Origin of the sequence: Nocardia sp. bgisy134 (assembly GCF_965341865.1) — a bacterium.
Taxonomy (GTDB): Bacteria; Actinomycetota; Actinomycetes; order Mycobacteriales; family Mycobacteriaceae; genus Nocardia.
Map to the genome: position 1 here is coordinate 730,472 of NZ_CBDQZP010000001.1, position 26,345 is coordinate 756,816.

27 protein-coding genes are annotated in these 26,345 nt (G+C 67.2%); 23 read left to right on the forward strand and 4 right to left on the reverse strand.

Annotated features, from left to right (window positions below):
* Window positions 1-80 precede the first annotated feature (80 nt).
* The 16 genes from ACRWNM_RS03245 (at window position 81) to ACRWNM_RS03320 (ending at window position 11,479) form a co-directional block, all read left to right on the forward strand.
* Window positions 81-290 carry a helix-turn-helix domain-containing protein gene (locus tag ACRWNM_RS03245; RefSeq protein WP_431963263.1) on the forward strand — a complete coding sequence of 70 codons (210 nt, stop codon included), beginning with the start codon at window positions 81-83 and terminating at the stop codon, window positions 288-290.
* An 11-nt stretch (window positions 291-301) separates the two neighbouring features.
* The gene (locus tag ACRWNM_RS03250) at window positions 302-439 is read left to right on the forward strand and encodes a hypothetical protein (RefSeq protein WP_431963265.1); all 138 of its coding nucleotides are present in this window, start codon (window positions 302-304) and stop codon (window positions 437-439) included.
* Window positions 436-768 (forward strand): hypothetical protein, encoded by a 333-nt coding sequence (locus ACRWNM_RS03255; protein ID WP_431963267.1) that lies wholly within the window; start codon window positions 436-438, stop codon window positions 766-768. Before ACRWNM_RS03250 ends, ACRWNM_RS03255 begins: the two co-directional genes overlap by 4 nt.
* Window positions 765-1,100, forward strand: coding sequence for a hypothetical protein (locus ACRWNM_RS03260; protein ID WP_431963269.1), 336 nt, complete (start codon window positions 765-767; stop codon window positions 1,098-1,100). The genes ACRWNM_RS03255 and ACRWNM_RS03260 overlap by 4 nt, the downstream gene beginning before the upstream one ends.
* Window positions 1,097-1,513, forward strand: a complete 417-nt coding sequence (locus ACRWNM_RS03265) for an RRQRL motif-containing zinc-binding protein (protein ID WP_431963271.1) — start codon at window positions 1,097-1,099, stop codon at window positions 1,511-1,513. The genes ACRWNM_RS03260 and ACRWNM_RS03265 overlap by 4 nt, the downstream gene beginning before the upstream one ends.
* Window positions 1,510-2,556, forward strand: a complete 1,047-nt coding sequence (locus ACRWNM_RS03270; RefSeq protein WP_431963273.1) for a hypothetical protein — start codon at window positions 1,510-1,512, stop codon at window positions 2,554-2,556. Before ACRWNM_RS03265 ends, ACRWNM_RS03270 begins: the two co-directional genes overlap by 4 nt.
* A complete protein-coding gene (locus tag ACRWNM_RS03275; RefSeq protein ID WP_431963275.1) occupies window positions 2,553-4,535 on the forward strand; it encodes a hypothetical protein in 1,983 nt (660 codons plus the stop codon). The genes ACRWNM_RS03270 and ACRWNM_RS03275 overlap by 4 nt, the downstream gene beginning before the upstream one ends.
* A gap of 28 nt (window positions 4,536-4,563) precedes the next feature.
* Window positions 4,564-5,166: a hypothetical protein gene (locus ACRWNM_RS03280; RefSeq protein ID WP_431963277.1), complete on the forward strand. Its 603-nt coding sequence runs from the start codon at window positions 4,564-4,566 to the stop codon at window positions 5,164-5,166.
* Between the two features lie 67 nt (window positions 5,167-5,233).
* Window positions 5,234-5,605, forward strand: a complete 372-nt coding sequence (locus ACRWNM_RS03285) for a hypothetical protein (RefSeq protein WP_431963279.1) — start codon at window positions 5,234-5,236, stop codon at window positions 5,603-5,605.
* A gap of 27 nt (window positions 5,606-5,632) precedes the next feature.
* Complete coding sequence (locus ACRWNM_RS03290; RefSeq protein ID WP_431963281.1) at window positions 5,633-7,153, forward strand: hypothetical protein; 1,521 nt, start codon at window positions 5,633-5,635, stop codon at window positions 7,151-7,153.
* A 1-nt stretch (window position 7,154) separates the two neighbouring features.
* The gene (locus tag ACRWNM_RS03295; RefSeq protein WP_431963283.1) at window positions 7,155-7,508 is read left to right on the forward strand and encodes a hypothetical protein; all 354 of its coding nucleotides are present in this window, start codon (window positions 7,155-7,157) and stop codon (window positions 7,506-7,508) included.
* 2 nt (window positions 7,509-7,510) lie between these two features.
* Window positions 7,511-8,548, forward strand: coding sequence for a toprim domain-containing protein (locus ACRWNM_RS03300; RefSeq protein ID WP_431963285.1), 1,038 nt, complete (start codon window positions 7,511-7,513; stop codon window positions 8,546-8,548).
* Window positions 8,549-8,573: 25 nt separating this feature from the next.
* Window positions 8,574-8,981, forward strand: a complete 408-nt coding sequence (locus tag ACRWNM_RS03305) for a hypothetical protein (RefSeq protein WP_431963287.1) — start codon at window positions 8,574-8,576, stop codon at window positions 8,979-8,981.
* A 101-nt stretch (window positions 8,982-9,082) separates the two neighbouring features.
* Window positions 9,083-9,970, forward strand: coding sequence for a DUF2637 domain-containing protein (locus ACRWNM_RS03310; protein WP_431963289.1), 888 nt, complete (start codon window positions 9,083-9,085; stop codon window positions 9,968-9,970).
* A 28-nt stretch (window positions 9,971-9,998) separates the two neighbouring features.
* The gene (locus ACRWNM_RS03315; protein ID WP_431963291.1) at window positions 9,999-10,328 is read left to right on the forward strand and encodes a helix-turn-helix transcriptional regulator; all 330 of its coding nucleotides are present in this window, start codon (window positions 9,999-10,001) and stop codon (window positions 10,326-10,328) included.
* 2 nt (window positions 10,329-10,330) lie between these two features.
* Window positions 10,331-11,479, forward strand: coding sequence for a tyrosine-type recombinase/integrase (locus ACRWNM_RS03320; protein ID WP_431963293.1), 1,149 nt, complete (start codon window positions 10,331-10,333; stop codon window positions 11,477-11,479).
* 55 nt (window positions 11,480-11,534) lie between these two features.
* Here the strand turns inward: ACRWNM_RS03320 and glnA are convergent, their stop codons facing one another.
* Window positions 11,535-12,971, reverse strand: a complete 1,437-nt coding sequence (gene glnA, locus ACRWNM_RS03325) for a type I glutamate--ammonia ligase (RefSeq protein ID WP_431963295.1) — start codon at window positions 12,969-12,971, stop codon at window positions 11,535-11,537.
* A 321-nt stretch (window positions 12,972-13,292) separates the two neighbouring features.
* Between glnA and ACRWNM_RS03330 the strand changes: the two genes are divergently transcribed.
* Window positions 13,293-13,745, forward strand: a complete 453-nt coding sequence (locus tag ACRWNM_RS03330; RefSeq protein WP_431963297.1) for an RDD family protein — start codon at window positions 13,293-13,295, stop codon at window positions 13,743-13,745.
* Window positions 13,746-13,860: 115 nt separating this feature from the next.
* Here the strand turns inward: ACRWNM_RS03330 and ACRWNM_RS03335 are convergent, their stop codons facing one another.
* The 3 genes from ACRWNM_RS03335 to ACRWNM_RS03345 all read right to left on the reverse strand — a co-directional run bounded on the left by ACRWNM_RS03335 (window position 13,861) and on the right by ACRWNM_RS03345 (window position 17,937).
* On the reverse strand, window positions 13,861-14,727 hold the full coding sequence (locus ACRWNM_RS03335) for an alpha/beta fold hydrolase (RefSeq protein ID WP_431963299.1): 867 nt from the start codon (window positions 14,725-14,727) through the stop codon (window positions 13,861-13,863).
* 196 nt (window positions 14,728-14,923) lie between these two features.
* The gene (locus tag ACRWNM_RS03340; protein WP_431963301.1) at window positions 14,924-15,667 is read right to left on the reverse strand and encodes a DUF4191 domain-containing protein; all 744 of its coding nucleotides are present in this window, start codon (window positions 15,665-15,667) and stop codon (window positions 14,924-14,926) included.
* Window positions 15,668-15,735: 68 nt separating this feature from the next.
* On the reverse strand, window positions 15,736-17,937 hold the full coding sequence (locus tag ACRWNM_RS03345; RefSeq protein WP_431963303.1) for an elongation factor G-like protein EF-G2: 2,202 nt from the start codon (window positions 17,935-17,937) through the stop codon (window positions 15,736-15,738).
* Window positions 17,938-18,197: 260 nt separating this feature from the next.
* Here ACRWNM_RS03345 and ACRWNM_RS03350 point away from each other — a divergent pair, with 260 nt between their 5' ends.
* The 6 genes from ACRWNM_RS03350 (at window position 18,198) to ACRWNM_RS03375 (ending at window position 26,201) form a co-directional block, all read left to right on the forward strand.
* Entirely contained in the window at window positions 18,198-18,782 is a 585-nt protein-coding gene (locus tag ACRWNM_RS03350; RefSeq protein ID WP_431963305.1) for a YbaB/EbfC family nucleoid-associated protein, read from the forward strand.
* The gene (locus tag ACRWNM_RS03355) at window positions 18,779-19,132 is read left to right on the forward strand and encodes a type VII secretion target (RefSeq protein ID WP_431963307.1); all 354 of its coding nucleotides are present in this window, start codon (window positions 18,779-18,781) and stop codon (window positions 19,130-19,132) included. The genes ACRWNM_RS03350 and ACRWNM_RS03355 overlap by 4 nt, the downstream gene beginning before the upstream one ends.
* Window positions 19,129-20,025: a hypothetical protein gene (locus ACRWNM_RS03360; RefSeq protein ID WP_431963309.1), complete on the forward strand. Its 897-nt coding sequence runs from the start codon at window positions 19,129-19,131 to the stop codon at window positions 20,023-20,025. Before ACRWNM_RS03355 ends, ACRWNM_RS03360 begins: the two co-directional genes overlap by 4 nt.
* Window positions 20,026-20,212: 187 nt before the next feature.
* Window positions 20,213-20,809, forward strand: a complete 597-nt coding sequence (locus ACRWNM_RS03365; RefSeq protein WP_431963311.1) for a hypothetical protein — start codon at window positions 20,213-20,215, stop codon at window positions 20,807-20,809.
* Window positions 20,810-21,050: 241 nt separating this feature from the next.
* Window positions 21,051-22,373 (forward strand): MFS transporter, encoded by a 1,323-nt coding sequence (locus tag ACRWNM_RS03370; RefSeq protein ID WP_431963313.1) that lies wholly within the window; start codon window positions 21,051-21,053, stop codon window positions 22,371-22,373.
* A 378-nt stretch (window positions 22,374-22,751) separates the two neighbouring features.
* Window positions 22,752-26,201, forward strand: a complete 3,450-nt coding sequence (locus tag ACRWNM_RS03375) for a phosphotransferase (protein WP_431963315.1) — start codon at window positions 22,752-22,754, stop codon at window positions 26,199-26,201.
* Window positions 26,202-26,345 lie beyond the last annotated feature (144 nt).

Below are 26,345 nucleotides of genomic sequence, written 5' to 3' on the forward strand. Positions count from 1 at the left end.
ATACGCAATCATTGTGCGTATACACAACTGCGTATACAGTGATGCGTATACACAATGACAAGTCGCCAAAGGAGTGACACATGAGCAGGCGAAACCTCTCCAACAGCAAGACACTGATCAGCCTCCGAGACGCCGCCCAGCTCGCCGGTGGGGTCCACCCCAGGACCGTGCGGCGCTGGGTCGACGGTGGTCTCCTGGAGGGCTTCCAGGTCGGCCCGCGCCTCATCAAGGTCGACCGCGACCAGGTCCTCGCGTTGGTCCGGCCGCTGCACCAGGGCGGGGCAGCGTAATGAGCCTCCGAATGGTCCTTTTAGCCGTGTCGGCTATGGCCGTTGGCTACCTCCTGCTGACCGCGCCGGAGCTGATCGGGTTCACGTTGATGCTGTTCGGCGCGGTCGCGCTGTGGCGGTCCTCGCGTCGGTGGGGGGTGCGGCGATGAACCAGGACCAGCAGCCGACGCACGGGTACCTCGTTGCCCCGCACGAGCGGGACAGCATCGGTCGGCACACCCTGAACTCGCTGTCGGGCCCGGAGTTCACTGGCGCGGGTGCTGTTTTCGCGCCGCTGCGTGCTCTTCCGCCGGGTGGGCAGTTGCTCGTGTTGGCAGTGATGCTTGCGGTCGGTATGGCCGGGTGCACCGCCGCATGGGTCGACTACCAGGACTACACGCCTTCTCCGAACGTGTGCCGCGCCGCGGACGCCGGAGTTCCGGCGGAGCGGCCGGGGTCGTGCATCCCGCGTGAGCGGTTGACGGGGGTGCCGCGATGAGCGCGCCGGACCGCCGCCGGGAGCACGCCGAGTTGGAGGCGGAGTACCAGCGGTTGGACACCGCCCAGGGCGTGCTGTTCGACATGGTGTACGCCGCTGGGGACACGTCCGCAGCGAAGGGATTCCGCGACAACGACTTCGAGTCATCGAGGACCCAGTACGCCGGGTGCAAGCACACAGAGGTGTATGCCGAGAAGTCGGCGGTATGGGACCTGCTGCTCGATTACCGCCATGGCTCGGAGATGGCCGCGAAGATCCGCGCCAAGATCGCCGCTGGCCGGGCCGACCGTGAGCAGCGGGAACGTTCCCGCGGGATCGAGCGGTCGCGATGAGCAGAAGCCGTTTTCACGATCCGGAGGGCCGCGAGTTCGGTGTGCCGACGTGGCCGTGGGGTTTGGCGCCGCAGCATCTGCGGACCCGCCGCCAGCTGGCCCGCGAAGGGTTGCGGCCCGCCGGTGAGCACGAGGCGCAGGTACTGCGCGCGCGGAGCGGGTCGCGTGGCCCGTTGACAGCGCATCTGTTCGACGCGGAATCGGCTGTGCCGAAGCGGGTTCCGAGCCGAGCGCAGCTGGAGGCGCTGGAGTTGGCGCGGTGGATGCGGTCGGCGGACGCGTGCGAGCGGCGCGGGATCGACGCGACGGATATGCGCGAGGTGATCGAGCAGGCCCGCGCCGATATCGCCGCCCGCCGCCGCAGCGCCGGTCGCAGCCGCGAGCAGCGGCAAGGAAGGGAGCGAAGCCGATGAACCACAACACGAAGGCCCGCTACGCCGAGCTGGAGTTGCAGCACCGGCCGCAGGTGGTGGAGGGGCTGCGCTGTGCAGGGATGTCCTACAGGGAGATTGCACGCACGCTGGAGATCTCGGCCCGCAAGGTCGAAGCCGTCCTCGGCGAGGCCGCCGCGCTGCGCGCCAGCGGGCACAGCCACGCCGAGATCGGCCGAGTCATCGGCCTGCCCCGCACCACCGTGCAGGACATGCTGCGTGAGCCGAAAAGGGCGCAGCTGACCGAGCGGAAGACGGCCGCAGCGGTGGCGCTGGTGGAGATGCACGCCATGCAGATCGACGTGCTCGCCCACTTCCTCGGCATGGGTCGCAACCACACCTACATGCTGGTCGCCGAACTGGAGCGAGTGAAGTTGGTGCGGCCGTTGCAGCAGGTGCAGCCGGGCGCGAAATGGGTTGTGCCGACGCGGGATACCGCAGCGCGGTATCTGGGGTGGCGGCCGAAGGACTGGACGCCGCCGCTGATGTACGCCAACCACTACCGGGCGGTCGCGCAGGCGCGGATCATGCTCGTCGGCTCCGATCCGGCCCGCTGGGTCTCCGAGCGTCGTTTGCGGCACGAGGCCGAACAGATGGGCCGCGATGGTGTGGTCAGCACCGGCCGGGCCCCGCGGTCGGACCGCCCGCACGTGCACGACGGCCGGTTCCTGCGACAGACACGCGCTGGGCGTGAGTGGTGGGCGGTGGAGGTCGAACTCACCCGCAAGACCCGCGAGGCGATGGATGTCGCGTTGCGGGGCGCGATCCGCGCGGCGCGCGATGCCGAGCCGGAGCCGTGTGTCGGCGTGTTGTACCTGTGCCGATCGGCGCAGGTGATCGATGGCGTCAACGCCGCAGCGAACCGTCTGCCCGTCGAGTTCCTCTCGCTGGCAATGGATTTGGTGGTTCAGGACTTCGACGACCGATGGGTCGAGTTCCTGGCCGAGCAGCAGAAGAAGCGGGCCGCCGAGTCGGTCACCGCGCGGGCCCGTCACGGGCTGCACGTCACCAGGGAAGCATCATGAGCTGCACTCCTATCCTCACCCCAACCGACTGCGGGCCCACCGCCACACCGGAACCCGCGCCGCCCGCGATAACGATCTCACCGGAGCCGCCGCCGGGCTTGCCGGAGCTGCCTGCCCCGCCGCCGGTCACCGAATGGAATCTGCCGGACGCATCAGGGCTGGTCGACGTTGCGGGGACGTCGGCGGTGATCGCGGTCGCGATCATCGCGATCCTGATCATGACCGTAGCGGTCGCCGCCGCGTGGCCGCTGGACCCGGGCCGGTTGCGCAACTTCGCGACCGCCGCTCTGGCGCTGCCCGCGTGCTCGGTGGCCGCGGGCGGGTCCTGGACCACCCCGCTGGCCCTGTTGTGGTCCGGCGCGGAAACCCTCGCCGAGGGCGATTGGTCGGGGCTGGCACCGATGCTCGCGGTGACGCTGCCCGCCGGGATGCTGCTGGCGACATGGTGGTGGGCGAACTTCCTGATCAAGAACGCCTCGGTAGGTCAGAAGTCCCTCGCCCGCACCGAACAGGTCCGCGCGGCGATGGCCGAGCGCCGTACCCGTGCGGCGGCGCGCACCGCGAAGGCCGGCGCCCCCTACACCGAGGGCGATTCCATCGTTCTCGGGGTGCTCGCCGAGCAGGTCTCCGCGGCGCCGCTGGGCATGTGGCGGTCGCTGACCGCGCGGCACATGCAGTGGCTGACCGTTCCGCACTCCGATGTTCGCCGCCACCGCGCAATGATCGCCACGACCGGCGCGGGCAAGACCACCATGTTGGAGCGTGACGCGCTGGCGGTGCTGACCACCGAGTGGCGGGCCTGGCACCGCTGGCGCGACGTGCCCGGTATGCGCGCCAGGCACCCGCGCCCGCAGCTGGTGATGATCTCCTGCAAGGGCGGCAAAGACGACCTGGCCTTCGGCGAGACGATCCGCGATGACGCGCTCGCGCTGGGCTTCGACCGGAACCGGATCGGCATGGTCGTGCCCGGCGGGGACCGGCTCGACGTGTGGGACATGCCCGCCCGCGACCTGCGCGCGGTCCTGAGCGATCTGATGGTGGCAGGGGAAGCGAGCACGTCGGAGGGGCAGCACTTCGACGAAATGCGCAAACGCATCGTCTCCCTGGTGGTCGACGCCCCGGCCGGGCCGCCGCGCAGCTCGACGGAGTTCCTGGCCCGGCTGACCGAGCAGACCCTGATCGACGCCTGGGGCGGGGCACCCGATGTGATCCGGCAGGTCGCGGCCTTGCAGGCGGAGAAGGTGCCCCAGCTCGACGACGCGCTGATCAAGATGTCGAACCTGTTCGACCAGCTCAAGGACCACAACGGGCAGATGGTATTCGACGGCGGCCGCGACCTCGACGAGCTGGACGTGCTGTTCGTGACCGTGCCCGGCATGGACCCCGACGCCGGGCGAGCCCAAGTCGCAGCGATCATCCGCATGGTCATGCAGCGCGCGGGCCGCACCGCCGCCGCCGACCGCCGGTCGGTATCGCTCTACATCGACGAAGCCTCCGCCGTCGCGACCGCGCAAGGCTCACTCGGGTTGGAGCAGGTCGCCGAACGTGGCCGCTCCCAAGGGGTTTCGGTCACCTTCGCAGCCCAATCCCCGGAAGGGCTGGCGCGGGATCAGTGGTCGCTGAACCGGCTGTTGAAGGCGTGCGCGGGCGGGGTGATCCTCGGCTACTGCGAGAACGCAGGAGATCTGTGCAAGCACTTCGGGTCCATACGCAGGGCGCTGCCGTCCCGGCATCTGATCAAGGGCCAGCGCCACGGCGACGAAGGCCAGATCAGCTACGGCGAGGAATGGCTGGTCGACCCCGACCGCGTCCGCCAGCTCGCCACCGGCGAAGTCGTCTACGCCAAGGCCGGACACGCCTACTACGGGCGCGTCGTGCCCGTCGACCGCACCCAGCTGCGCCCGCTGCCCGGCACCCACCCGACCCGCACCACCTCGACCGACGCGCCGAGCGCCACCGGCGAAACCGCCGCCGCCTGAACCACTCTCACGAAACGGAGACCCCCTGATGCGTATCGCCCGCAACTTCGACAACGACCCCGACGATAGCCGCAACGAGAAGGACCAGGTCGAGCAGGCCGTCGAACAACTCCTCGACGAGGCCGAGGACTTCCTCGCCGAACACGCCGCGGCCAACCCGTACCACCCCGACACCGGATCGACTGCCGCGGTGGAGCCGCAGCCGCAGCGTCCGGCACCGCGGTTGCGGCTGGTCAAGAACCCCGACCCGACAGTGCCCGTCGAGGACGAGCACCTGCCGACCGTCCTGCGCCCCACCGTCACCGCCCCGCCCCGCCGACGGGTCCCGCGCTGGATGCCCACCGCGCTGCCCGGCTCCCTGATTGTGGTCCTCGCCGCCGCCGTGCTGGCCAACGGGCAGCCGGGTGCAGTGATCGCCCCGATCGCCGTCTACGCCGCCGGGTGGGTCGCGTTCCTGGCCTGGAACGCCGCCTACCGGCCCCCAATCGCCCAGGTCGCCGTCACCACGATCTCGCTGCTCGCCCGCACGATCGCCGCCGTCATCGGCGGCACCGTCCGCACCGCCCGCGCGGTCGTCGACCGGATCGACACCGCCCGCCAGCGCACCGAAACCACCCGCACCGCCCGCTGAGAAAGGAACTGAAACCTGATGCACGACAACGAATATGGCCGAACCAGCACGGACAGGAGTGACTCCGATGGCTGACCAGAACAGGAGGATCCTGCCGATCCCCAGCGATCTGGACGAGCAGCTGTGGGAGTTCGAGGAGCGCATCGAAGAGGTGCGCCGCGACCTGCGGGCGATGCAGCAGCGTTACACCGAGCTGTCCCAGGCGCCCGAGGCGATGCGGGTCGATTCGCTCGGCGAACTGATCACCCCGGAGCAGGCGACCGAGCAGGTACTGATCGCGCTGGTCGGTGCTGACGCGCGCCTCGCCGAGACCGCGGGCACGCTCTCGCGCTCTCGCCGCTACTCCAGCCGACTCAGCCTCACCGACGCGGCCGCCGAGCGGCGTGAGCAGCTGCTCAATGAAGCCGACCGCCGCCAGCGTCCGCACCGTTCCCGATAACCCACTCCTGGAAAGGAATTCACCATCATGACCGACCGTAGCGTCGAAGACGAACTCGCCGCCGAGGCCCGCAAATTCGGCCACGCCATGGCCCAGCTGCTGCGCCTGCACGCCCAGGCCGGAACCTGGCTGGAACGGCGCAAGCTCCGGAAGGAAATCAGCCGCACGCTGCGCGAGCAGCGCCACACCGAGCAGGTCGACCGTGATCACCAGTTGTCGTGGACCGAGCAGATGATCGACCGCTACCGCGCCCACTCCCTGGCGGTCACCGACCGCGCTGCCGACCCGACCGTCGATCACGACCGCCGCTACCGCGACGCCCAAGCGCTGGCACGTCACGGCGACGAATTGCGAGCCCGGATCGTCACCAACACCAGGTTGACCCCGATCGAGCAGGGCATCGCCCTCGACGGTGTCGATGCCGCGACCACCTTCCCGCACTTCGAAACCGGTGGCGGACGACTGTTCTCGAACGCCCACAAGGTCCGCGGGGTCGAGGCCCTGCGCTACCGGGCCCAGGTGGCCCGCGAGACGGTCGTTGTCAACGAGCGTGCCGCCGCCGAGCGGACGCAGTGGCGGCAGGAGGGATTGGACGACGCGCGCCGCGCCAACGCCGAGGAGGCGTTGCTGGCTCGCATCAACGCCGCCCAAACGCCTCGCCACCGGTACCGCGCCGAAATGACGTGGAGCAACCCGGACGGTGGGGCGCTCATCGAATCCCGCGAGTTCGCGACCGAGCACACCGCTACCGACTGGATGAAGGCCAACATCAGCCGCGCGGCGTGGAACGACGGCACCGCCCTCCACGTCCAGACCATCGACGGCCACAGCGGTGCAGTGCAATACAGCGACTGGGGCCCTCCCGAGGCCGTCGCCGACCAGCTCGCGGTACGGAAGAGCGTGTTGCGTGAGCGGACGCTGAACATGTTGCGTGAGCGGACGCTGACCGGGCGGGTGCACCGCGAGTACCCCGCGGAGCGGACCGGTGAGACGGTCGCCGACCGCGAGCACGAGATGCCGCAGCGCGGCGGCATCGAGCGCCCGCCGGACCAGCCGACGACCAGACGCACCGAGCAGGACGCGGGAACCGCGGCCGCGGTCGGGCAGCAGCGGTTGGCCGAGATCGAACGCCGCTTGCGGGAGATCTCCGAGGACCGTGACCGCCTCACCTCGCGTGTGGGGATGTTGCAGCGCGGGATGGACGCGGTCACCGCCGACCGTGACCAGATCCGCAAGTCCCTGGCCAGCGCCGAGGGCCGCATCGAGGAGCTGAAGAACCGAAACATCCGCCTGGCCAACGAGATCGGCGAACTGCGGGACCGGCCCGACGCCGCCCAGGTCGCCGAGGAGCGTGACCGCTACAAGCGCGAACGCGACGAAGCCGTGGCCAAGCTGCACGCCCGCACCCCGGCCAAGGACCGCTACGGCAGCGCCGAAAAGGTCGCCCACGAACGGCTCGGCGACACCCAGGCATGGCCCGCACCCGAACGCCCCACCGGCGCCCAGCGCAACGGGCACGGCCGCAACGGCATCGACAGGAGCCGCTGACATGCAGCGCGAACACGAAGAAGCCATGCGCGTCGACTACGCCGAGCACGACCGCCTGTCTCGGGCGATGTTCGCCGACGGGGTCACCGACACCGACATCGACCGAATCGACCAGCAGCGCATCACGATTGAGCAGCGGTGGCGCTCGGGCCCGCATGTCGAGCACTGGGACTACCTGTCCGACGCGCATGAGGATTGGCGGGGCTCGCCGAAGGTGATGCACCGGCTGCTCGCCGACGTCGACCACAACGGCGGAGCGGGGATGACCGATGTCGAACACCGCAGCCAGCAGCAGGCCCGGCAGCTGACTGGCAACGACCGGCCCGCCCGGTCGCAGGTAACGCGGGAGCGCTGATCATGGATCCGCACTCGCACCACCAGGCCGGCCGGAGCTGGGAGACGATCATCACCGCGTTGGAACGCGGCGGATACGGTCCCGGCAAAGGCAACGGAGCCCCGGAGTCCTGGCAGCGGTACCTGTGCCCGGTCCACGAGGGCGACGGCCGACACCACACCCCGAGCCTGGGTGTCCGCTACGACCCGCGCCAGGCCAAGACCATCGTCCGCTGCTTCTCCGGCACACGCTGCGACGACGAGCAGGTGCTGTCCCGGATCGGTCTGCGAGTGCGGGACATGTTCGACCGACTACCCGAACGCACTCAGGGATCAGCCCGCCAGCCCACCGCTGGCGGGCGCCCCGCCCGCCCGGCCGGGCAGGTCGCGTCGCCGGTCGAGCGAGCGATCCTCGGTGCCCGTTTCCCGATCCCCGCGAAACGGGACCTCGGCGCTCACACCGGCCGCCCGGAGGTCGTCGACTCCTACATCTACCGGTGGCCGAACGGGCGCGTCGAGGGGGCGGTGCACCGCGTGCACACCCCGCGCGAGAACGGGCACGCCAAGTCCTTCTGGCAGGCCCGATGGACCGGAACCGAGTGGGAGAAGGGCGGATTCGCCCCGCTCCCGTGGAAGCTCGCGGACATCCGCGAGGCCCTCGACACCGGCCGCGAAATCTTCGTCGTCGAGGGCGAGAAGGACGCCCAACGCGCGCGGCAGGCCGGACTGATCGCCACCTGCAACGCCATGGGCGCCGGGAAGTGGAGCCCCGAGCACGCCAAATGGTTGCGCGGCGCGGCGCGGGTGGTCGTGGTCGCCGATCGCGATCAGCCCGGCTACCGGCACGCCGACAAGGTCGCCGCCTCGCTGGCCGGTCGCGTCGGCGAGGTCCGGGTGCTCCAGGCCCGCGGCGGCAAGGACCTGGCCGATCACTTCGACGCCGGATACGACCTGTCCGACCTCGACCCCGTCCCGTTTCTCGATCGCCACTACCGCCAGATCACCCCACACCCGCCGCAGGAGCGGTCCTTTCGCCGCCCCGACCGAACCCGAACCCGTTGAACCACAACACGAAGGAGACACCCCCATGACCAACACGCTCACCAACCGGTTCCGTCGCGCCGCCCGACCCCCGGCCGCGTTCGGCAAGAACACCCAGCCCGGCACCACCGTCACCGGCTACATCACCGCCATCGCTGAAGAACCCAAGCTCAAATTCGGCGGCGCCCCCGACGAGGTCGAACTCGACGAGAACGGCCAGCCCATTACTCAACTGGTCATCACCGTCCACACCCCGGCCGGGCCGCGGCTGCTGTTCGTGTCCTGGCGTATGGAACAGGCCATCGGCCAAGCCCTCGAAGCCGCCGGGGACGCCGAGTTCGAGACCGGCGCGACCCTGTCGGTCACCTTCACCGGACCCGACCCGGACTACCCGAAGGCCCGAATGTTCACCGCCAGCTACACCCCCGCACACCACACCAACCGCGGCCAGTAGCACCGTCACCCACCCGAAACGGCCGGGGACACCGCCAGCCAACGCGGTCCCCGGCCCCAGGGGCACCCGTTTCGACCGGCCCGATTGGAGAGGACCACCCGATGCCCGCGACACCCGCGTCGCCCACGACGACAGCAGGCGACAACCGTGCGACACATCCCGCTCGACCGGCGACACCCCGCGACAGCGGGGCGACGGCGGTGTTGCCTCGCCGGTTCGACCCCGCCGAAATCACCGCGCTGCTGATGACGATCGTCATCGGCGCCGGAGCGTTCGCCTGGTCGTTCGCAGCGCTGTCCGATCTATCGGACATGGCCGGAATCACCCCGAAACTCGCCTGGATCGGCCCCGTGTTCGTCGACGGCGCGATCATCCAATCCACCGTCGCCTTGGTCTCGCTGCAACGCCGCCGCAAGACCGGCGTCACCGTCCCCACCACGACCACCGGGTTCTTCTGGACGCAACTGCTGTTCGCCGAACTGGTCTCCATCATCGGAAACGGCCTGCACGCAGCCGAATCCGGCGAACGCATCCTGCCCGCCACCATCGCCGCCTGCGTCGCCGGCGCCGCCCCCGTCGCCGGACTCGCCGCCACCCACGGCCTCACCGCCCTGCTCGAAGTCCCACGCCACACCGAACCCGCATCGACCACCCGGGTCGAACAAGTCGACACCGTTCCGGAGACGAACGCCGATAGCTCGGCAACGCCAGGCGACACCCAGGCGACGGGAAGTGACAGCCCAGCGACACCAGGCGACACCCAGGCGACAGGCCCCTCCGACACGGCGACAGCGGGCGACACCTCGACACCGGTCGACCGCGACACCCACATCCTCGCCCTCGCCGATGCTGGGCACTCGACCCGCGAAATCGGCGCCGCTGTCGGCCTGCACCACGCCACCGTCGCCAAGATCATCGCCCGCCACCGTGCCAACGACGCCGACTCCAGCGCCGACGCCGGACTGCGCCTTATCACCGGCAGCCACTGACCAACTACGAGATAGCCAAGGAATAACGATGGTCGCTACGACCCCGCCCGCTGATCGCGCCCTGATCACCGTCGTCGCCGAAGCCTCGGCCACGACGCCGATGCCGCCGCATAACCACAAGGAGAGGAAGACGACCCCGATGACAAACAACAGCCGACCCGCACCTGAGCGTTACCTCCAAGCGATCGACTGCGAGGTGCTTACTGGAATTCCCGCTGCTACATGGCGTTACTGGGCGCACATCGGCGCCGGGCCCGCCAGCTTCAAACTGGGACGCCGCCGAGTGTGGCGCCTCAGCGTCGTCGAGGCGTGGATCGCAGAACAGGAAGCGAACACCCAGACCGGCGGTGCTGCCTAACAATGGCCATTCGACGGAACCGTCGGGCCGGAGTCGAAGACCTCTGGACGAAGGAGATTCGGGACGAGGGCGGCACGGTCCGGCGCGTACCGTCGAAGCTCCACGGTAAGGGCAAGCGCTGGCGTGCACGCTATGTCGACGACGCAGGCAACGAATACACCAAACGCTTCGCTCGTAAGACAGACGCACAACGCTGGCTCGACAACCAGGTGGCATCGCTCGTCCAAGGGACCCACGTCGCGCCGCGGGATGCCGCGATGACAGTGGGGGAGTGGTGCGACGAATGGCTCAAAGGCTATGCGGTGAATCGCGACGGCACCGTTCGGCAAGCGCGGGTCCATATCGCACAGATCAGGGCCGAGTTCGGTCATATCCGGATGTCAGCTGTACGTCCGTCGGCAGTAAAGACGTGGACCGCGAAGTTGAAAGACCGTGGCCACGAGGCAAGTTACATCTACGCCCTGCACGGTCGGTTGTCCCAGATCTTGGAGGACGCCGTTCTGGACGGGATTCTCGCCCGGAATCCATGCTCCAAGCGCACGTCGCCCCCGATGGGTAAGCAGAAGGTCTATTGTGCTACTACTCAACAACTTTGGGCACTGTATGACGCGATGCCGGAGCACATACGCATTGCAATTCTTCTTGGTGCCTTCGCCGGACTTCGTGTTTCTGAAGTCAGCGGGCTTCGCGTGGCCGAGGATGTCGACTTTGTCCAGTGCGTTGTGCACCCGAAGCAGCAATGGCCAGCGCGACCGTTGAAGACAGACGGCTCGGAGGCGCCCATCCCGATCCCCGAGGAGTTCGCGCTCATGCTCGAGGAGGCGGTGACGGCTCGTTCTGGCGAGCGCGTTGTGACTGACGATTTCGGGAAGCCGGTCCCGCCGTGGCAGATCGAGCGGGCGCTCCGGGCGGTGCGGCCGAGCATTCCCGGTCTGCCGGAGGAGTTCACGTTTCAGGATCTGCGCCACTACCTCGCGTCACTTCTGATCGCGAACGGAGCGAACATCAAGGTCGTCCAGGCGAGGATGCGTCACGCGACCGCCAAGACCACGCTGGACGTATACGGCCACCTTTGGCCGGATACGGACGAGTCCACCCGCCTGGTGATCGCTTCTGTGATCACCGAACGGGTGGACTCGTTGTCCGCCTAGTGCGTACCGACTGCGTACCGAATGCGGTTTTCAGCCGCATTCGCGCAGGTCAGGCTTACACGTCGAAGTAGAGCTCGAACTCGTACGGGTGCGGACGCAGGTTCACCGGGGCGATCTCCTGGGTGCGCTTGATGTCGATCCAGGTCTCGATCAGGTCCGGGGTGAAGACGTTGCCTTCGGTGAGGTAGTCGTGGTCCTGCTCGAGGCGGTCGATGACCGACGCCAGGCTGGTGGGGGCCTGCGGGATGTTCTTGGCCTCCTCCGGCGGGAGCTCGTAGAGGTCCTTGTCGACCGGGGCCAGCGGCTCGATCTTCTTCTTGATGCCGTCCAGGCCGGCCATCAGCATGGCGGCGAAGGCCAGGTACGGGTTACCCGAGGAGTCCGGCGCGCGGAACTCGATGCGCTTGGCCTTCGGGTTGTTGCCGGTGACCGGGATGCGGACCGCGGCGGAGCGGTTGCGCTGCGAGTACACCAGGTTGATCGGGGCCTCGTAGCCCGGAACCAGACGGTGGTAGGAGTTCACGGTCGGGTTGGTGAACGCCAGCAGCGACGGCGCGTGGTGCAGGATGCCGCCGATGTAGTGGCGCGCGATGTCCGACAGACCGCCGTAGCCGGCCTCGTCGTGGAACAGCGGCTTGCCGTCCTTCCACAGCGACTGGTGCACGTGCATGCCCGAGCCGTTGTCACCGAAGAGCGGCTTCGGCATGAAGGTGACGGTCTTGCCTTCCTGCCACGCGGTGTTCTTCACGATGTACTTGAACAGCTGCAGGTCGTCGGCAGCGTGCAGCAGGGTGTTGAAGCGGTAGTTGATCTCCGCCTGGCCCGCGGTGCCGACCTCGTGGTGGCCGCGCTCGAGCTCGAAGCCCGCGTTCTGCAGGTTGGTCGAGATCTTGTCGCGCAGGTCGACGTAGTGGTCGTACGGCGCGACCGGGAAGTAACCACCCTTGTTGCGGACCTTGTAGCCGCGGTTCAGGGTGCCGTCCGGGTTGAACTCCGCGCCGGTGTTCCAGGAGCCGGAGATCGACTCGATCTCGTAGAACGCGCCGTTCATGTTCGACTCGTAACGGATCGAGTCGAAGACGTAGAACTCGGCCTCGGGGCCGAAGTAGGCGGTGTCGGCGATGCCGGTCGACCGCAGGTACTCCTCCGCCTTGCGCGCGATGTTGCGCGGGTCACGCGAGTAGGCCTCGCGGGTGAACGGGTCGTGGACGAAGAAGTTCAGGTTCAGCGTCTTGGCAGCGCGGAAGGGGTCGATACGCGCGGTGCTGTAGTCGGGGAGCAGGAGCATGTCCGACTCGTCGATCGACTGGAAGCCGCGGACGGACGAACCGTCGAACGCTAGACCCTCTTCGGCGAGGTCAGCCGTGAAGGCCTTGGCCGGGATCGAGAAGTGCTGCTGCACACCGGGAAGATCGCTGAAGCGGATATCGACGTACTCGATGTCCTCTTCCTTGATGTACTGGATGACCTCATCGGCCGTGCTGAACGTCACTTGTTCTCCTTACGGATCGGTTCCCAGCCAGTGTCGATTGCATGGGTTCGTCGCGACCAGACGCTATGGATGCGGTGTTTCCCTACAGTCAAGGCTGTGTTTCGCCAGTGTTACACGTGCGGCTGGTCGGGTGGCGATGGCCACCCTGTCTCGCCAAGCATGGTAATCCTCCCATCCGCCGCGCGCCCCGTGACGTTGAGCTCCCCCTTTGCGGTGCTGGGCGCACCAGGGTAGCCGCTGATCAGGCGCTGTCGGGCGTGGTCCGCCGTCGAACCCGCGCCGGGCCGAGTGGAGGCGAGACAGCCGCCTATTCTGGAGGCCATGGCGCGTATCACCGGATCCTGGCTTTCCGGACCTTCTGCGGACCCCGGGGACTCGGCTACGTCCGAGTTTCCTGGCGAACTCCTCGGGCTGCCCCGCGACGGAGCGGGCTCGCTGGCCGGGATGGGCCGCCGGATCGCGGCGCTGTTCGTGGACTGGATGATCGCGGTCGGCATCTCGGCGCTGATCGTGCGCGGTGTGAACGCGAACCTTCCGCTGCTCATCTGGTTCGTCATCGGCGTCGCCGCGGTCTCGCTGTTCGGCTTCACGCCGGGGCAGTACTTCCTCCGGTTGCGGGTCATCCGGGTCGACGCGGCGGCCCCGGTCGGCTTCGTCCGGGCATTGGCGCGCCAGGTACTGCTGATATTCGTGGTGCCCGCGCTGTTCACCGACGGCGACGGCCGCGGCATGCACGACCGGGCGACGGGCACCGCGCTGGTCAAGTCGCGGTAGGACCGCCATTCGAACCCTGCCCGCGGGTTGGGGCGATCGAGCGGAGAGAAATGGTGGTTCGACGCGGCGCCATTTCTCTCCGCTCGATGTGCTGTAGCCGCGTGAGAGGGGCCCGCTACCGGACCGTGCGCCCCAGGAAGTCGCGAATCAGTGCGGCGATCTCGTCGCCGTGGGTTTCCAGGGCGAAGTGCCCGGCGTCGAGGAGGTGCAGTTCCGCGTCCGGCAGGTCGCGGAGGTAGGCGCGGGCGCCGTCGGCTCCGAAGATCTCGTCGTGCTCGCCCCAGGTGATCAGCACCGGCGGCCGGTGGTCGGCGAAGTACTTCTGGAAGTCGGGGTAGGAGTCCAGGTTGAACTGGTAGTCCCAGAAGAGCTGGAGCTGGATCTCCTTGTTGCCGGGACGGTCGAGGTAGGCCTGGTCCAGGGTCCAGGTGTCGGGGCTGACGCGGTCGCGACGGTCCTCGGGGACGCCGTGCAGGTACTGCCATTCGGTGGCCTCGAGTTCGAGCAGCTTGCGGACCTCGGCTTCGTTGGCGGCGCGGTCCTTCGCGTGCGCGAAGAGAATCTCCCAGAACGGCGTGAAGCCCTCGAGGTAGGCGTTGCCGCTCTGCGTGACGATCGCGGTGACCCGCTCCGGGTGGCGGCTCGCGATGCGCAGTCCGATCGGCGCGCCGTAGTCCTGGATGTAGAGGGCGAATCGGTCGACGCCGAGGGTGTCCAGGAGTTCGGCGGTGATCTCGGTGAGTTTGTCGAAGCTGTAGTCGAATTCGTCGACTCGCGGCATGGAGGACCGGCCGAAGCCGATGTGGTCGGGGGCGATCAGGTGGTAGTCGTCGCCGAGGTCGCGCAGGAGATTGCGGAACATCGCCGAGCTGGTGGGGAATCCGTGGAGCAGGACGAGAGTGGGGTTCGCGGGGTCGCCCGCCTCGCGATAGAAGACGGTGAGGTCCTGGATCTGGGCGGTCCGGTGGTGCACGACGGTCATGACTCTCTCCTTGGGTCGGTGTCGAACGGGCTTTAACCACTCAAATCAATTTGAACAGTTAGATACGGGCCGACTGTTCCCGCCTCGGAGAGGTTTTTTCGACTTTTCGGCGGCCGATCGCCTGACCAGGCCTGTCCCGGAAAAGACGAAGGCCCGCGTCCCGGAATGTGGGACGCGGGCCTCGTGAAAGCCGTACTCAGCGCCTGCGGATCGTGCGCTGCACGCCGCGCATCTTGGCGCCCGCGGGCATCGGGCCCTTCGGCAGCGCGGGACCGCTGCGCGAGCTCAGGGCGGCGAGCCTGCCCTCGATGTTGTCGATGCGCTTGGTGTCGATGTTGCGCGGCAGCTTGGTCAGGTAGCGCTGGAGTTCCTTCAGCGGGACCTGACCCTCCTCGTTGCCGACGATGACGTCGTAGATCGGGGTGTCGCCGATGAGCCGCGCGGTCCGCTTCTTCTCCTGGGCGAGCAGCCCCTTGAGCCGCTGCGGCGAACCCTCACCGACGAAGACCACGCCGGGCAGGCCGATCACCCGGTGCACCGCGTCCAGCTGGGTGGTCGCCGCGACGCCGTTGCTGACCCGCCACTTGCCCTGCAGGTTGTCCAGCACCCACGCGGCCGCGCCCGCCTGACCCTCGGCCTTCGCGTAGACGTTCTTCTGCACGCGACGCCCGAAGAGGATGAACGCCACCAGCACGCCGAGCAGGATGCCGATCGGAAGCAGGAACCACTGCAGATCGAAGATCAGCCCGATCACCAGGAACAGCACGGTGATGCCGAGCACCGCGCCGATCATCAGGGGCAGCAGGAGCTTGTCTTCCTTGCGCTGCATCTGGAACGCCTGCCAGAGCTGCTGGCGCCGCTCCTTCGACGCCTGCTTGCGCGCCGCCTTCGCTTCGGCCTTCGCTTCCTTCGACGGGTTACCGCCCTTGCCTGCTGCCATGTGTTTCAGAATAGTGGCCGCCGAGCTCATCATTTGCGCCGGGACGGTGGACAGTTTCGAAGGGTTGATCAGCCCTTGCCGTTTTCCCGGAGCGCACCGGCGAGCTGCGACGGCATCGGCTCGTGACGCGCGTAGGTCCTGCTGAAATCCCCGGTCCCGTGCGAGAGCGAACGCAGGTCGATCGCGTAGCGGCTGAGTTCCAACTCGGGCACCTCGGCGCGGATCCGCGTGCGCCCGGTCCCGTGCGGTTCCGTGCCCAGCACCCGTCCGCGACGACTCGACAGATCGCTCAGCACCGGCCCGAGGTAGTCGTCGGAAACCACGACCCAGACCTCGGCGAACGGCTCCAGCAGATCGATGCCCGCCGTGGCCGCCGCCTCGCGCAGCGCCAGGGCGCCCGCGGTCTGGAACGCGGCATCGGACGAGTCGACCGAATGCGCCTTCCCGTCGAACAGCGTGACCCGCACATCCACCAGCGGATACCCCGCGGCGACTCCGCGCGCCGCCTGCGCGCGCACGCCCTTCTCCACCGAAGGAATGAACTGGCGCGGCACCACACCGCCGACGACCTTGTCCACGAACTCGAGCCCCGAACCGCCCGGCAGCGGTTCCACCTCGATCTCGCACACCGCGTACTGCCCGTGCCCACCCGACTGCTTCACGTGCCTACCGCGCGCTTTCGCCGTGCCCGCGAACGTCTCTCGCAGCGCGACCTTGTGATCGACGGTGTCCACCTGCACCCCGAACCGGGTGCGCAGCCGCTCCAGCGCGACATCGCGGTGCGCCTCGCCGAGGCACCACAGCACCAACTGGTGTGTCTGGCTGTTGTTTTCCACGCGCAGGGCGGGATCCTCCGCCGCAAGCCGGGCCAGACCCTGTGAGAGCTTGTCCTCGTCGGACTTGCTGTGCGCGCGAATCGCGATGGGCAGCAAGGGATCCGGCATCGGCCATGGCTCGATCACCAACGGCTTTCCTGTGCCCGACAGTGTGTCGCCGGTCTCGGCGTGGCCGAGCTTGGTGACGTACGCGATGTCGCCCGCGATGGCCTCGCCCAGCGGGCGCTGCTGCTTGCCGAACGGCGCCGTCACCGAACCGACGCGCTCGTCCACGTCGTGGTCAGGGTGCCCGCGGTCGGCCAAGCCGTGCCCGCAGACGTGCACGGTGTCGTCGGCGTGCAGGGTGCCGGAGAAGACGCGCACCAGCGACACTCGGCCCACGTACGGGTCCGAGGCGGTGCGGATGACCTCCGCGGCCAGCGCGCCGTTCGGGTCGCAGGCCAGCGGGGTCGGCGCGGCGCCGTTGGTCGCGGGCGCCGCCGAGACGACGTGTTCGGTCGGGGCGGGGAAACCGCCCGTGATCAAGTCGAGCAACTCCATCGTGCCCAGCCCCTGCCGCGCTTCCTCCGGCGCGGGTGCGCCGAACAGCACCGGGTGGAAACTGCCGCGCGCCACCGCGCGCTCCAGATCGCCGACCAACGTGTCCAGTTCTATGTCCTCGCCGCCGAGATAGCGCTCCATGAGCGACTCGTCCTCGCTCTCGGCGATGATGCCCTCGATGAGCCGATTCCGCGCCTCGTCCAGCTCCGCGGCCTGCTCCGCCGACGGCTCGCCGCGAACTCCTTCACCAGAGGCGTAGTCGACCACGCAGTGTGGCAGCAACTCGATCAGCCCCGTGACCGGGCGGTGCCCATCGACGCCACGCGGCCCGTACACCGGCAGATGCAGCGGCAGGATGTTCTCCGACGCCCCGCCACCGAGCACTTCCCGGCACGTCTGCACCATCTCCTCGAAGTCCGCGCGCGCGGTGTCCAGGTGCGTGATGACGATCGCGCGCGGCATGCCGACGGCCGCGCACTCCTCCCACAGCGCACGAGTCGCCCCGCTCACCCCCTCTGCGCCCTCGGCCGCCGAGATGACGAACAGCGCCGCGTCCGCCGCGCGCAACCCCGCCCGCAGCTCGCCGACGAAGTCCGCGTATCCCGGCGTGTCGACCAGGTTGACCTTCATCTCCTGCCACGCCAGCGGCACCACCGACACCTGCACCGACCGGTGCTGCCGATGTTCGATCTCGTCGTAGTCCGACAGCGAGGTGCCGTCCTCCACCCGCCCCGCGCGATTCACCGCGCCCGTCGTCAGCGCCATCGCCTCGACCAGGGTCGTCTTCCCCGCTCCGCTGTGACCGACCAGGACCACGTTCCGAATGCGTTCCGGCCGATCCACCGTCACTGCTCTGCCGTTGCCCCCGGCAGGTCCACTCGATTTGTCCACCATGTGTCACGCTTCCTCGCCTCGACACCGCGGTCATATCGAGCTTCCCACCATCGGTAGCCGTGCGTCCACGAATCGGGGGAGAAGGGCGAGGAGCTGGGCCGACGGTCCGTGGGCGCGCAATGGCCGAACAAGATCGTCTCGGCAGATCTCGATGGAACCGATTCGACGGCGCTCGCGTCAGAGGAAGAAGGCGACACCCACAACGTCGTGAGAGCTGCACGTCGCCCGCAGGGATGTAGGAGTTCGAGTAGGAGGGGTTGATGACCGTATTCGATCCGAGCCGTATCGCGGAGGACATCGCGCACATGGCAGCGGATTTCGAGCGTCAGGCCGAGCGATTCGAGCAGTTGCGCGAGCGCATGGCGGCGCTCACCGCCACGGAGTCCAGCAGCGACGGGCGCATCGCTGTCTCGGTGAACAACAACGGCGTCCCCACCGACATCGTGCTTGCTGTCGGCACCCGGGGCATGGATCCCGCGGCGGTCTCGGCCGAGATCATGTCGTGCATGCGCAGAGCTCAGGCGACACTGCGCGCGCAGGTCGCGGAGACCGTGCAGAACACCGTGGGCGACGATCCGGCAGGCGCGGCCATCGCTGATCAGTACGCGAAGAGTTTTCCGGATGTCCCGGCTGGCGACGTTCCGAACTACGCGCTGCCGGAGCCACCGGCTTCCGCGCCACCGCAGCTGTCGGCGTCCCCACAGTCGGCCGTGAGCGTCACGCCCGCCCCGTGGGAATCGGCCCCACAGCCGCGTAACCGCAAACCCGATCGCGATCAGGTCGTGCGGCCGGACGAGCCGGACGAAGACGACGCGTACTACAACCGCAAATCCTGGCTGGTGTGATCATGGGAAATCCTGATGCGATCTCGGTGGATCCGGATGAAGTTCGCAATCATGCGGGCAAAGTGAAGCAGCTCATCGAAAGTCTGACGCTGTCGCTGGAAGCCGCCTCCTACCTCGGTGCCGCGGACGACGGATTCGGCGCTATTCCACGGCCTTTCGTGCAAATGGTGCTGGACGACAATCATCAGAACACCATCGAGGTGCTCCGCAAACTCGGTGAGGACGTCGCACAACTGCCGGACAAACTGAAGGTCGTCGCGGAGACGTTCGATGACAAGGACACCGCTTTCAGCAAGTCGTTGGGAGAGCTGCGCGAGGAGATCGCCGCGGCGAACGGGGAGGCGAAGTGAGCACTCAGATTGGCAACTGGTTCAACGAGCACACCGCGGGTTTCGATGACGAGAAGAAACCCACCGACAACCGATTGATCGCGAACGGAACCGACTACCGCGAGGAGTACTTCCAGGAGACGGTCTTCTTCCTGTCGGACGTCGGGCTGAAGCAGGACGAGGAGACCAAGCGCCCGGGATTTCTGAACGGCACCATCGCCGGTGACGCCTGGGAGGCATACGCCAACCTCAGGAACGGCAAGACGCTCGAGGCGATCACCGGTGGTGTGGCAGCCGGCGTAACGGCCTTCGACGCGATCAAGGACCCGTTCGGTTTCGCCGGCGAACAGATCGCAGGCTGGATGCTCACCCACGCCGAGCCGTACCGGAAAGTGCTGGACGCGCTCGCAGGCAACGACAAGATGGTGAAGGCGTATTCCGAGAGCTGGACGAACATCGCCAACGAACTCACCGGCATGAGCGAAACCTGGAAGAAGAGCCTGGGCGAGGACATCGCGACATGGACCGGTAGCGCCGGTGACGCCTACCGGAACCGTGCCACCGACATGATCGATCAGATTCTCGGAGCAGGCGGTGTCGCGGCCAGCCTCGGGGAGGCGATGCAAATCGTGGCGGACATCGTCAAGGTTTTCCGGAAGATGGTGCAGGACATCCTGGCCAGTCTGCTGGGCGCTCTGATCGGATACACGATCGAACTCGCGCTGACGCTGGGTGGCGGGGCCGCGCACGTCATCGCGTCGGTGTATGGCCGATTCGCGCGCGACGGTTTCAAGATCTCGATGCTGCTTGTCGAGATGGCGAAGGCCTTCGGAGACCTGAACACCCTCATGCAGGCTGTCATGGGTGTCATCAACGCCCTGCTCGGCAAGCAGAACCAGCCGCAGACGGCATAGCGGAGAACTTCGGCTGTTCGCGGGTGTGTGCCTCGAACAGCCTGCGCATACGGAGAGACGAAACCTCATGAGCTACGAACCACAGCCCGGCGCGCGCTTCGGAACACCCGACACTGGCTCTTCCTCAGGTGTCCCGCCGACCAGACCCGCGGGTCACAACGGACTCGCCGCGTATCCGGGTCGCAATATGCCGCCGCACAACGGGATTCAGCCGCAGCACGGTTTTGCGCCGCCCGGCGGCGCCTATATGACTCCGCCGCCCGGCACTATCGGTCCACACGGGTTCCTGCTGAAGCACGGGACCGCTGTGGATCCGGTCGACGCCTATCGCCCGGAGCCCGGAGAGACAGGAATCCTGGTGGATGCCAGCTACTTTCGATGGTGGATCGCCGCCGGTGCCTATGCGTCGGCCCGACCGAGGATCTTCGTGGACGGCGTCGAGGTACCGGATGTGAACTGGGGGAGGACGCATATCCCGACGACTCCCGGACTGCACCACGTCGAGGTCTCGACCAGTAAGCCGAAATGGTGGTACGAGTGGATTTTCCAGTCTTGGGTGCGCGATATGGGGTTCGCCGATACGGTGGTCCCGGTCGCCGCAGCTCACTGCACACTGGTCCACTATCGCTCCCCAGGGCTGTACGTGCTGCGCGGTGCGATCGGCCCCGAGCCCATGCGATGGCCGGGGTTGAACTGGATCCGGTTCAGTTGGGTGATCACCGCAGTATTGGCAGCATTCGTGGGGTTGATGCTTGTCGGGGTCGTCCTCAACATCCTCGATTGACTCTGGCGGTGTAGGGGTTCGGTGCACGTGGCCGCCGGGCTAGCCGCACAGCGGCGGCCCGGCGGCGTGAGTCGGTGGCGGCGTGAGTCGGTGGCGGCGTGAGTCGGTGGCGGCGTGAGTCGGTGGCGGCGTGAGTCGGTGGCGGCGTGAGTCGGTGGCGGCGTGAGTCGGTGGCGGCGTGAGTCGGTGGCGGCGTGAATCGCAACTTGACGCGCCCGGTCTTCACAGCAAGAGTGCGCGGGTGGCTGTCACGACCGATGTGTCCCGAACTACGTTGCGCAAGGTCACCCTTCGGCTGGTGCCCTTCCTAGGCCTGCTGTATTTCGTCAACTACCTGGACCGCGTCAATATCGGATTCGCGGGCCCGAGCGGCATGAAGGCCGATCTAGGGCTGACCGAGACGGCGTTCGGATTAGCTTCCGGCATCTTCTTCCTCGGCTACCTGCTGCTGGAGGTGCCGAGCAACCTCGCCCTGCACCGGTTCGGGGCGCGGCGCTGGATCGCCCGTATCCTCCTCAGCTGGGGTGCGGTCGCCACCGCGATGGCGTTCGTGCCCAACGAAACCGTGCTCTACGTCTTGCGTTTCGCGCTCGGCATCGCCGAGGCCGGATTCTTTCCCGGCATTCTGCTGTACCTCACGTATTGGTTCCCGCAGTCGCAGCGGGCGAAGATCGTGGCGTTGTTCATGGTCGCCGTCCCGGTGTCCACGGCACTGGGCTCGACGGTTTCCAGCCTGATAATCCAATACGGTGAGGGCATTCTCGGCCTCAGCGGGTGGCGGTTCATGTTCCTCGTGGAGGGCATTCCCGCGATCCTGCTCGCGGTCGTGACGTGGTTCTATCTCACCGACAGTCCCGCGTTGGCACGATGGCTCACACCCGACGAACGCCGCTGGCTCAGTACTGAGCTCGCCTCCGAACACGAAGCGGTAGAACAAGCCGAGCACTGGACGGTGCGCAAAGCGCTCACCCATCCCCGCGTCTTCGGCCTGGCGCTGATCTACGGCGGCGTCGTCTACGGGTTGTACGCGCTCGGCTTCTTCCTGCCGACCATCATCAAAGGATTCGAGGAGCAGTACGGAGTCAGCTATTCGATTGTGCAGCGCGGGCTGATCAACGCGGTGCCCTACCTCATCGGGGCCGTCGTGATGGTCTGGTGGAGCAGGCACGGAGATCGCACCGGCGAACGTGCTTGGCACGTGGCGCTACCCGCACTCGTCGGCGGCCTCGCCATTCCTGTCGCGCTGTATCTCGGCAACCCGTTCGCGGCCATGACGGCGGTAACCATCTGCGCTATAGGGGTACTCGCCGCACTACCGACCTTTTGGGCGCTGCCCAGCGAGTTCCTCTCCGGTGCTGCGGCGGCAGGCGGGATCGCGTTGATCAATTCCATCGGAAACGTCAGCGGGTTCGCCGCGCCGTATGTGACTGGCTGGCTGAAAGATTGGACGGGAACGCAGCGTGCCGGATTGTGGGTGGTCGGCGGGTGCATGGTGGCATCGGCCTTGGGCGTGCTGGCGCTGCGCGGTCGGGGCGGTCGACGAGGTGAGGTGCAGCCGGTGTAGGGCCAGACACGGATGGGTGCCGAGACACTCCGTGATTCAAAGAACCCGCCCGTCCTTGATCTTCACCGCCTGTGAGTGGGACGACTTCACTGCCAGTGTCTCCCACGGCGCATTCGACGGCCCCTACATGTGGTCATCGCGCGGCCATGCTCCAGCTCCACTCCATGTCGGAGCATGGCCACTGTCGCGTCCGGGTCTGTGCCGAGGCGGGCTTCGTGCCGTTCTCGGCTTCGGGTTACTCTGTCGCTTCCTGCTCGACGCAGGACGTTGCGTGAGATCACCGCCGGTCGTATCGGCGAGTGCGGTTTTCCGTCCAGGCTCGAATGTTGTTGGCTTCTGCCAGAATTGATCCGTTCTTGTCAGGAGGGGGAAGACATCGTGGTGTTGACCGCGCGATTTCAGCCGGGGGCGGCGAGCCGCCCGTTCGTCGACCGTGAGCACGTGCTGACTCGGTTCGACGAACTGCTGGTCGAAGCCGCCGAACGTCCGCTGGTCATGCTGCTCAGCGGTGTCGGCGGAATCGGCAAGTCACGTCTGGTCACCGAGTTGCGGGCGCGCGTCGAGAAGAAGCATCCGGCGGCGGTGCTCGATCTGCAGGTGCCGAGTCACCGTCAGGCCGCGGACGGGCTGGCCGTGCTGCGCGTTCAGTTCGGTGCCCGGAAGATCAAATTCCACCGCTTCGACATCGCCTGCGCGGTGCTGTGGCAGCGCATGCATCCGCATCTGCGCCTCACCTCCGAATCGCTGACGCTTGCCGAGCACAGCGAGATCCTGACCGAAATCCTCAACGACGCCACCGGGATTCCGGTGTTCGGTACCGCGACCCGTCTGCTCGATCTGGGTGCGCGACGAGCGGTGCGCACCCGCCGGATACGCCACGACCCGATCCTCCAAGAGCTCGACCAGTTGAGCCTCGCGAGCCTGGAGACAGCTGTTTCCTACCTGTTCGCGCAGGACTTGAAGAACGGCACGGAGGGTAAGGGGCCCTACGTGGTATTTCTCGACGCCTATGAGGCCCTGATGGGTGGTACGGACCGCGAGGGCCGCGCCGCGGCTTCCGATGCTTGGTTGCGGGATGTGGTCGCGCAGCTGGACACCGGGCTGGTCGTGATCGCCAGCCGTGAGCCGCTGGGTTGGGAGCGGCATGATCCCGAATGGGGCTCGCGATTGCGGACCGTGCGGGTCGACGACCTTCCAGAGGACGCCCGATTCGAACTGCTCGATTCGTCGGGGATCGAGGACGCCGCCGAACGCGCGGCGATCTCGAGGTCGAGTGCGGGCGTGCCGTTCTACCTACATCTGGCGATCGACGCCCGCACTCGCGCGGGCTGGGTTGCGCCCGCGGAACTGGTCTCCCCGGAAACGATTCTCGAACGCTTCCTCCAGCACGTACGCCCCGACGAAGTTCGGATGCTGGAACTGCTCGGGCTGCCACGCACCTTCGATCGAGACATCTTCACCGCGGTGACTCGGCAATTCGAGCTGCCCGGTCATATTGCGGCATGGAAGTCCTTGATCGCGTACTCGTTCGTCTACTCCGCGGACGAGAGTGACGGTGCCGAGTACTACCAGCTGCACCAACTGATGGTCGCCGCATTGCAGCGCCGCCTGGACCCTGATGTCCGGCGAACGTTGCACGAGCTGCTGCATGACGTATGGTTCGCGCGCGCAGAGGGGCCGGCCGGTCGAGTCTCGGCGTTGCGCGAAGCCGGATACCACGGCGTACGGGCGGGGATTCTGTCCGCCGTGGCACTGCTTGCCTATGTCGATCGGATCGAAGCAGCTGGCGGGAGCCAGGGAATCGGCGGAGTGATCAGCGATCTCGACCGCTACCTGACCGAATCGCATGAGAATCTGGCAGGTATGGCGGAACTCTCGGAACTGAAGAAGTGCCTGGAAGCGGAAGCCGCCCTGCTACTCGGCGACGCCAAGCAGGCCGATCGGCTCACCCGTGATACGCCGCTGGAAAGGACCGGGCCGATCGCCGAGCGCCTTGCAGTCGCCGCGGCGAATGCGCGCCGCATACTCGGTGATACCGACGATGCCTTGGCGATCTATCAGGACGTGTGGTCACGGGGGTCGGGGCGGGCTCGGCTCGAAGCCGGGCTATGGGCGGCGGACCTGCACATGTGCCAAGGCCGATTCGGTCAGGCGCTGGCACTGTGCGAGGAACTCGTCACCATGGCCGATGACGACGATCATGCGTTTCTCGGGGATGTGGCGCGCTTGCGTCATCTCGCCTATCGGCTGGCGTTCGATACCGAGCGCGCCGCACAGTATCTGGCCGAGGCCGACACCCACTATCGAGCGGCGGGCAGCGTCGTCGGTCAGGCCAATATCGCGACGAACGTGGCCGAACTCCAGGCTCTCACCGACCCGGTCCAGGCGATCGAGGCCGCCGGAACCGCTATCACACGGCAGCGCGAACTCGGTGCCATGCACGAGCTCGGAAAGGCTTACACCGCCTTAGGTTTGGCTCGACTGTCGCTCGGTGAACTCGACGCCGCGGAGCGTGCGCTTGCCGAAGCGTGCGAGATTCTCGACAGTGTCGGGTATCGGTCGGGTCGTGCCAGGGCCGAACTGTTCCGCGCTGGGGTCTTCGCACGCCGCGGGCAGCGCGACGATGCGGTACGTAGTGTGCGCTGGGCGATATCCGAATTCGAAGGCGCGAACGTCTATCCGGGGCTGGTTCTCGTCGCACGGGCTGTGCTGGCGCTGTTCGGCTGGATCGAACCCGACGTCTCACGAGCAGCCGCAGCCGCCCGATTGCGTATCCAACCGCCGACGCCCGGACCGAGCATGGACCGTGACGCGGCGCGACTGATCTCGCGGGCACTCGGTGTGAACGCGAATGCGGTGTACGCCCAAGCTCTTTCACTTTCGCAAGCCGCCGCCGGGTACTACAACCACAATGTCCGAGTCGACGGCCCGATGGGTGCGGTGAATGTGCGGATCGCCGTCGAAGGTGCTGACGTGATGGACCTGCGCCAGTGGCCTGAGCCGGCGGTACTGATGGCGATCGAGCCGTTCGTCGCTTCGGCGCCGAGATTGCGCTGGGAATCGGCGCAGCCCGCCTATCAGATCCATGACCATATCGACGGCGATCTGTTGGACGATATTGCGCCGCGAGGGATTTCGGTCCCAACTCACGTGCCGGGGAATGTGGCGCAGCTTTTCGCAAACCTGCGGAATATCCCGCGCGAGTTGCTGCCACCGGTCGAAGACGGGTGGAGCGAGGAGCCCGCAGCCTTCGCTCGGCGACTGTCGGCAGTCACCGAACGTGTGCATGGTGAAAGCAGCGTCGTGTTCGGCGAGTTGTACCGCAGGCTTGGCGTCCCCGATCACCCCCTCGACCGTGTCCTCAATTCGTGGAATGCGCTCGAACCGAGGCCGTTTCGGATGGTGCACGCCGACGTACACCGCAAGAACATGATCGTGCGGAACGGGCAGGTCGTATTCATCGACTGGGAGCTCGCGCTGTATGGCGACCCGCTGTACGACGTGGCGACACATCTGCACAAGATGGGCTACTTCCCGCGGGAAAGGGAGTCGTTTCTCGCCGCGTGGGTTGCTGCCGAGCCCTACGCCACGAGTGGAGAGTGGCGGCGTGACCTGCAGGTCTACCTCGACCATGAACGGGTGAAGTCCGCCATTGTCGACTCGATTCGTTACCACAAGGTTCTCGCGCAGGGGCACGCGAGCGCGGAGCGGGAGTCGGCGCTGGTCGCCAGCTTGATCGGGAAGCTCCGGTTGGCGCGAGAGGTGTGGAGGCAGAGCGAGCCGGTCGACGGCACCGTCGTAGAAGCGGCTTTGCGCGACCGGTATTGAGGTGGGCAAGGCTGAGGAGGTCGCTCATATCGCGGCGGAGTGCGTGGTAGCGCTCAGTTGTAAGCCGCAGGGCTTGTTGGTTGGTGAGGTGTCGGGCCAGCGAGTGACAGGCTCGGGTGGGGATCGCTAGTGCGTTGACCACGA

Excerpts from the sequence above, each read along its gene's own strand:
- ACRWNM_RS03255 (WP_431963267.1), top strand. The coding sequence starts at position 436 with ATGAACCAGGACCAGCAGCCGACGCACGGGTACCTCGTTGCCCCGCAC.
- ACRWNM_RS03275 (WP_431963275.1), top strand. The coding sequence starts at position 2,553 with ATGAGCTGCACTCCTATCCTCACCCCAACCGACTGCGGGCCCACCGCC.
- ACRWNM_RS03285 (WP_431963279.1), top strand. The coding sequence starts at position 5,234 with ATGGCTGACCAGAACAGGAGGATCCTGCCGATCCCCAGCGATCTGGAC.
- ACRWNM_RS03265 (WP_431963271.1), top strand. The coding sequence starts at position 1,097 with ATGAGCAGAAGCCGTTTTCACGATCCGGAGGGCCGCGAGTTCGGTGTG.
- ACRWNM_RS03305 (WP_431963287.1), top strand. The coding sequence starts at position 8,574 with ATGACCAACACGCTCACCAACCGGTTCCGTCGCGCCGCCCGACCCCCG.
- ACRWNM_RS03250 (WP_431963265.1), top strand. The coding sequence starts at position 302 with ATGGTCCTTTTAGCCGTGTCGGCTATGGCCGTTGGCTACCTCCTGCTG.
- ACRWNM_RS03340 (WP_431963301.1), bottom strand. The coding sequence starts at position 15,667 with ATGGCAGCAGGCAAGGGCGGTAACCCGTCGAAGGAAGCGAAGGCCGAA.
- ACRWNM_RS03365 (WP_431963311.1), top strand. The coding sequence starts at position 20,213 with ATGCCGCCGCACAACGGGATTCAGCCGCAGCACGGTTTTGCGCCGCCC.
- ACRWNM_RS03245 (WP_431963263.1), top strand. The coding sequence starts at position 81 with ATGAGCAGGCGAAACCTCTCCAACAGCAAGACACTGATCAGCCTCCGA.
- ACRWNM_RS03310 (WP_431963289.1), top strand. The coding sequence starts at position 9,083 with ATGCCCGCGACACCCGCGTCGCCCACGACGACAGCAGGCGACAACCGT.
- ACRWNM_RS03320 (WP_431963293.1), top strand. The coding sequence starts at position 10,331 with ATGGCCATTCGACGGAACCGTCGGGCCGGAGTCGAAGACCTCTGGACG.
- ACRWNM_RS03270 (WP_431963273.1), top strand. The coding sequence starts at position 1,510 with ATGAACCACAACACGAAGGCCCGCTACGCCGAGCTGGAGTTGCAGCAC.
- ACRWNM_RS03280 (WP_431963277.1), top strand. The coding sequence starts at position 4,564 with ATGCGTATCGCCCGCAACTTCGACAACGACCCCGACGATAGCCGCAAC.
- ACRWNM_RS03335 (WP_431963299.1), bottom strand. The coding sequence starts at position 14,727 with ATGACCGTCGTGCACCACCGGACCGCCCAGATCCAGGACCTCACCGTC.
- ACRWNM_RS03350 (WP_431963305.1), top strand. The coding sequence starts at position 18,198 with ATGACCGTATTCGATCCGAGCCGTATCGCGGAGGACATCGCGCACATG.
- ACRWNM_RS03260 (WP_431963269.1), top strand. The coding sequence starts at position 765 with ATGAGCGCGCCGGACCGCCGCCGGGAGCACGCCGAGTTGGAGGCGGAG.
- ACRWNM_RS03330 (WP_431963297.1), top strand. The coding sequence starts at position 13,293 with ATGGCGCGTATCACCGGATCCTGGCTTTCCGGACCTTCTGCGGACCCC.
- ACRWNM_RS03315 (WP_431963291.1), top strand. The coding sequence starts at position 9,999 with ATGGTCGCTACGACCCCGCCCGCTGATCGCGCCCTGATCACCGTCGTC.
- ACRWNM_RS03345 (WP_431963303.1), bottom strand. The coding sequence starts at position 17,937 with ATGGTGGACAAATCGAGTGGACCTGCCGGGGGCAACGGCAGAGCAGTG.
- ACRWNM_RS03295 (WP_431963283.1), top strand. The coding sequence starts at position 7,155 with ATGCAGCGCGAACACGAAGAAGCCATGCGCGTCGACTACGCCGAGCAC.
- ACRWNM_RS03290 (WP_431963281.1), top strand. The coding sequence starts at position 5,633 with ATGACCGACCGTAGCGTCGAAGACGAACTCGCCGCCGAGGCCCGCAAA.
- ACRWNM_RS03300 (WP_431963285.1), top strand. The coding sequence starts at position 7,511 with ATGGATCCGCACTCGCACCACCAGGCCGGCCGGAGCTGGGAGACGATC.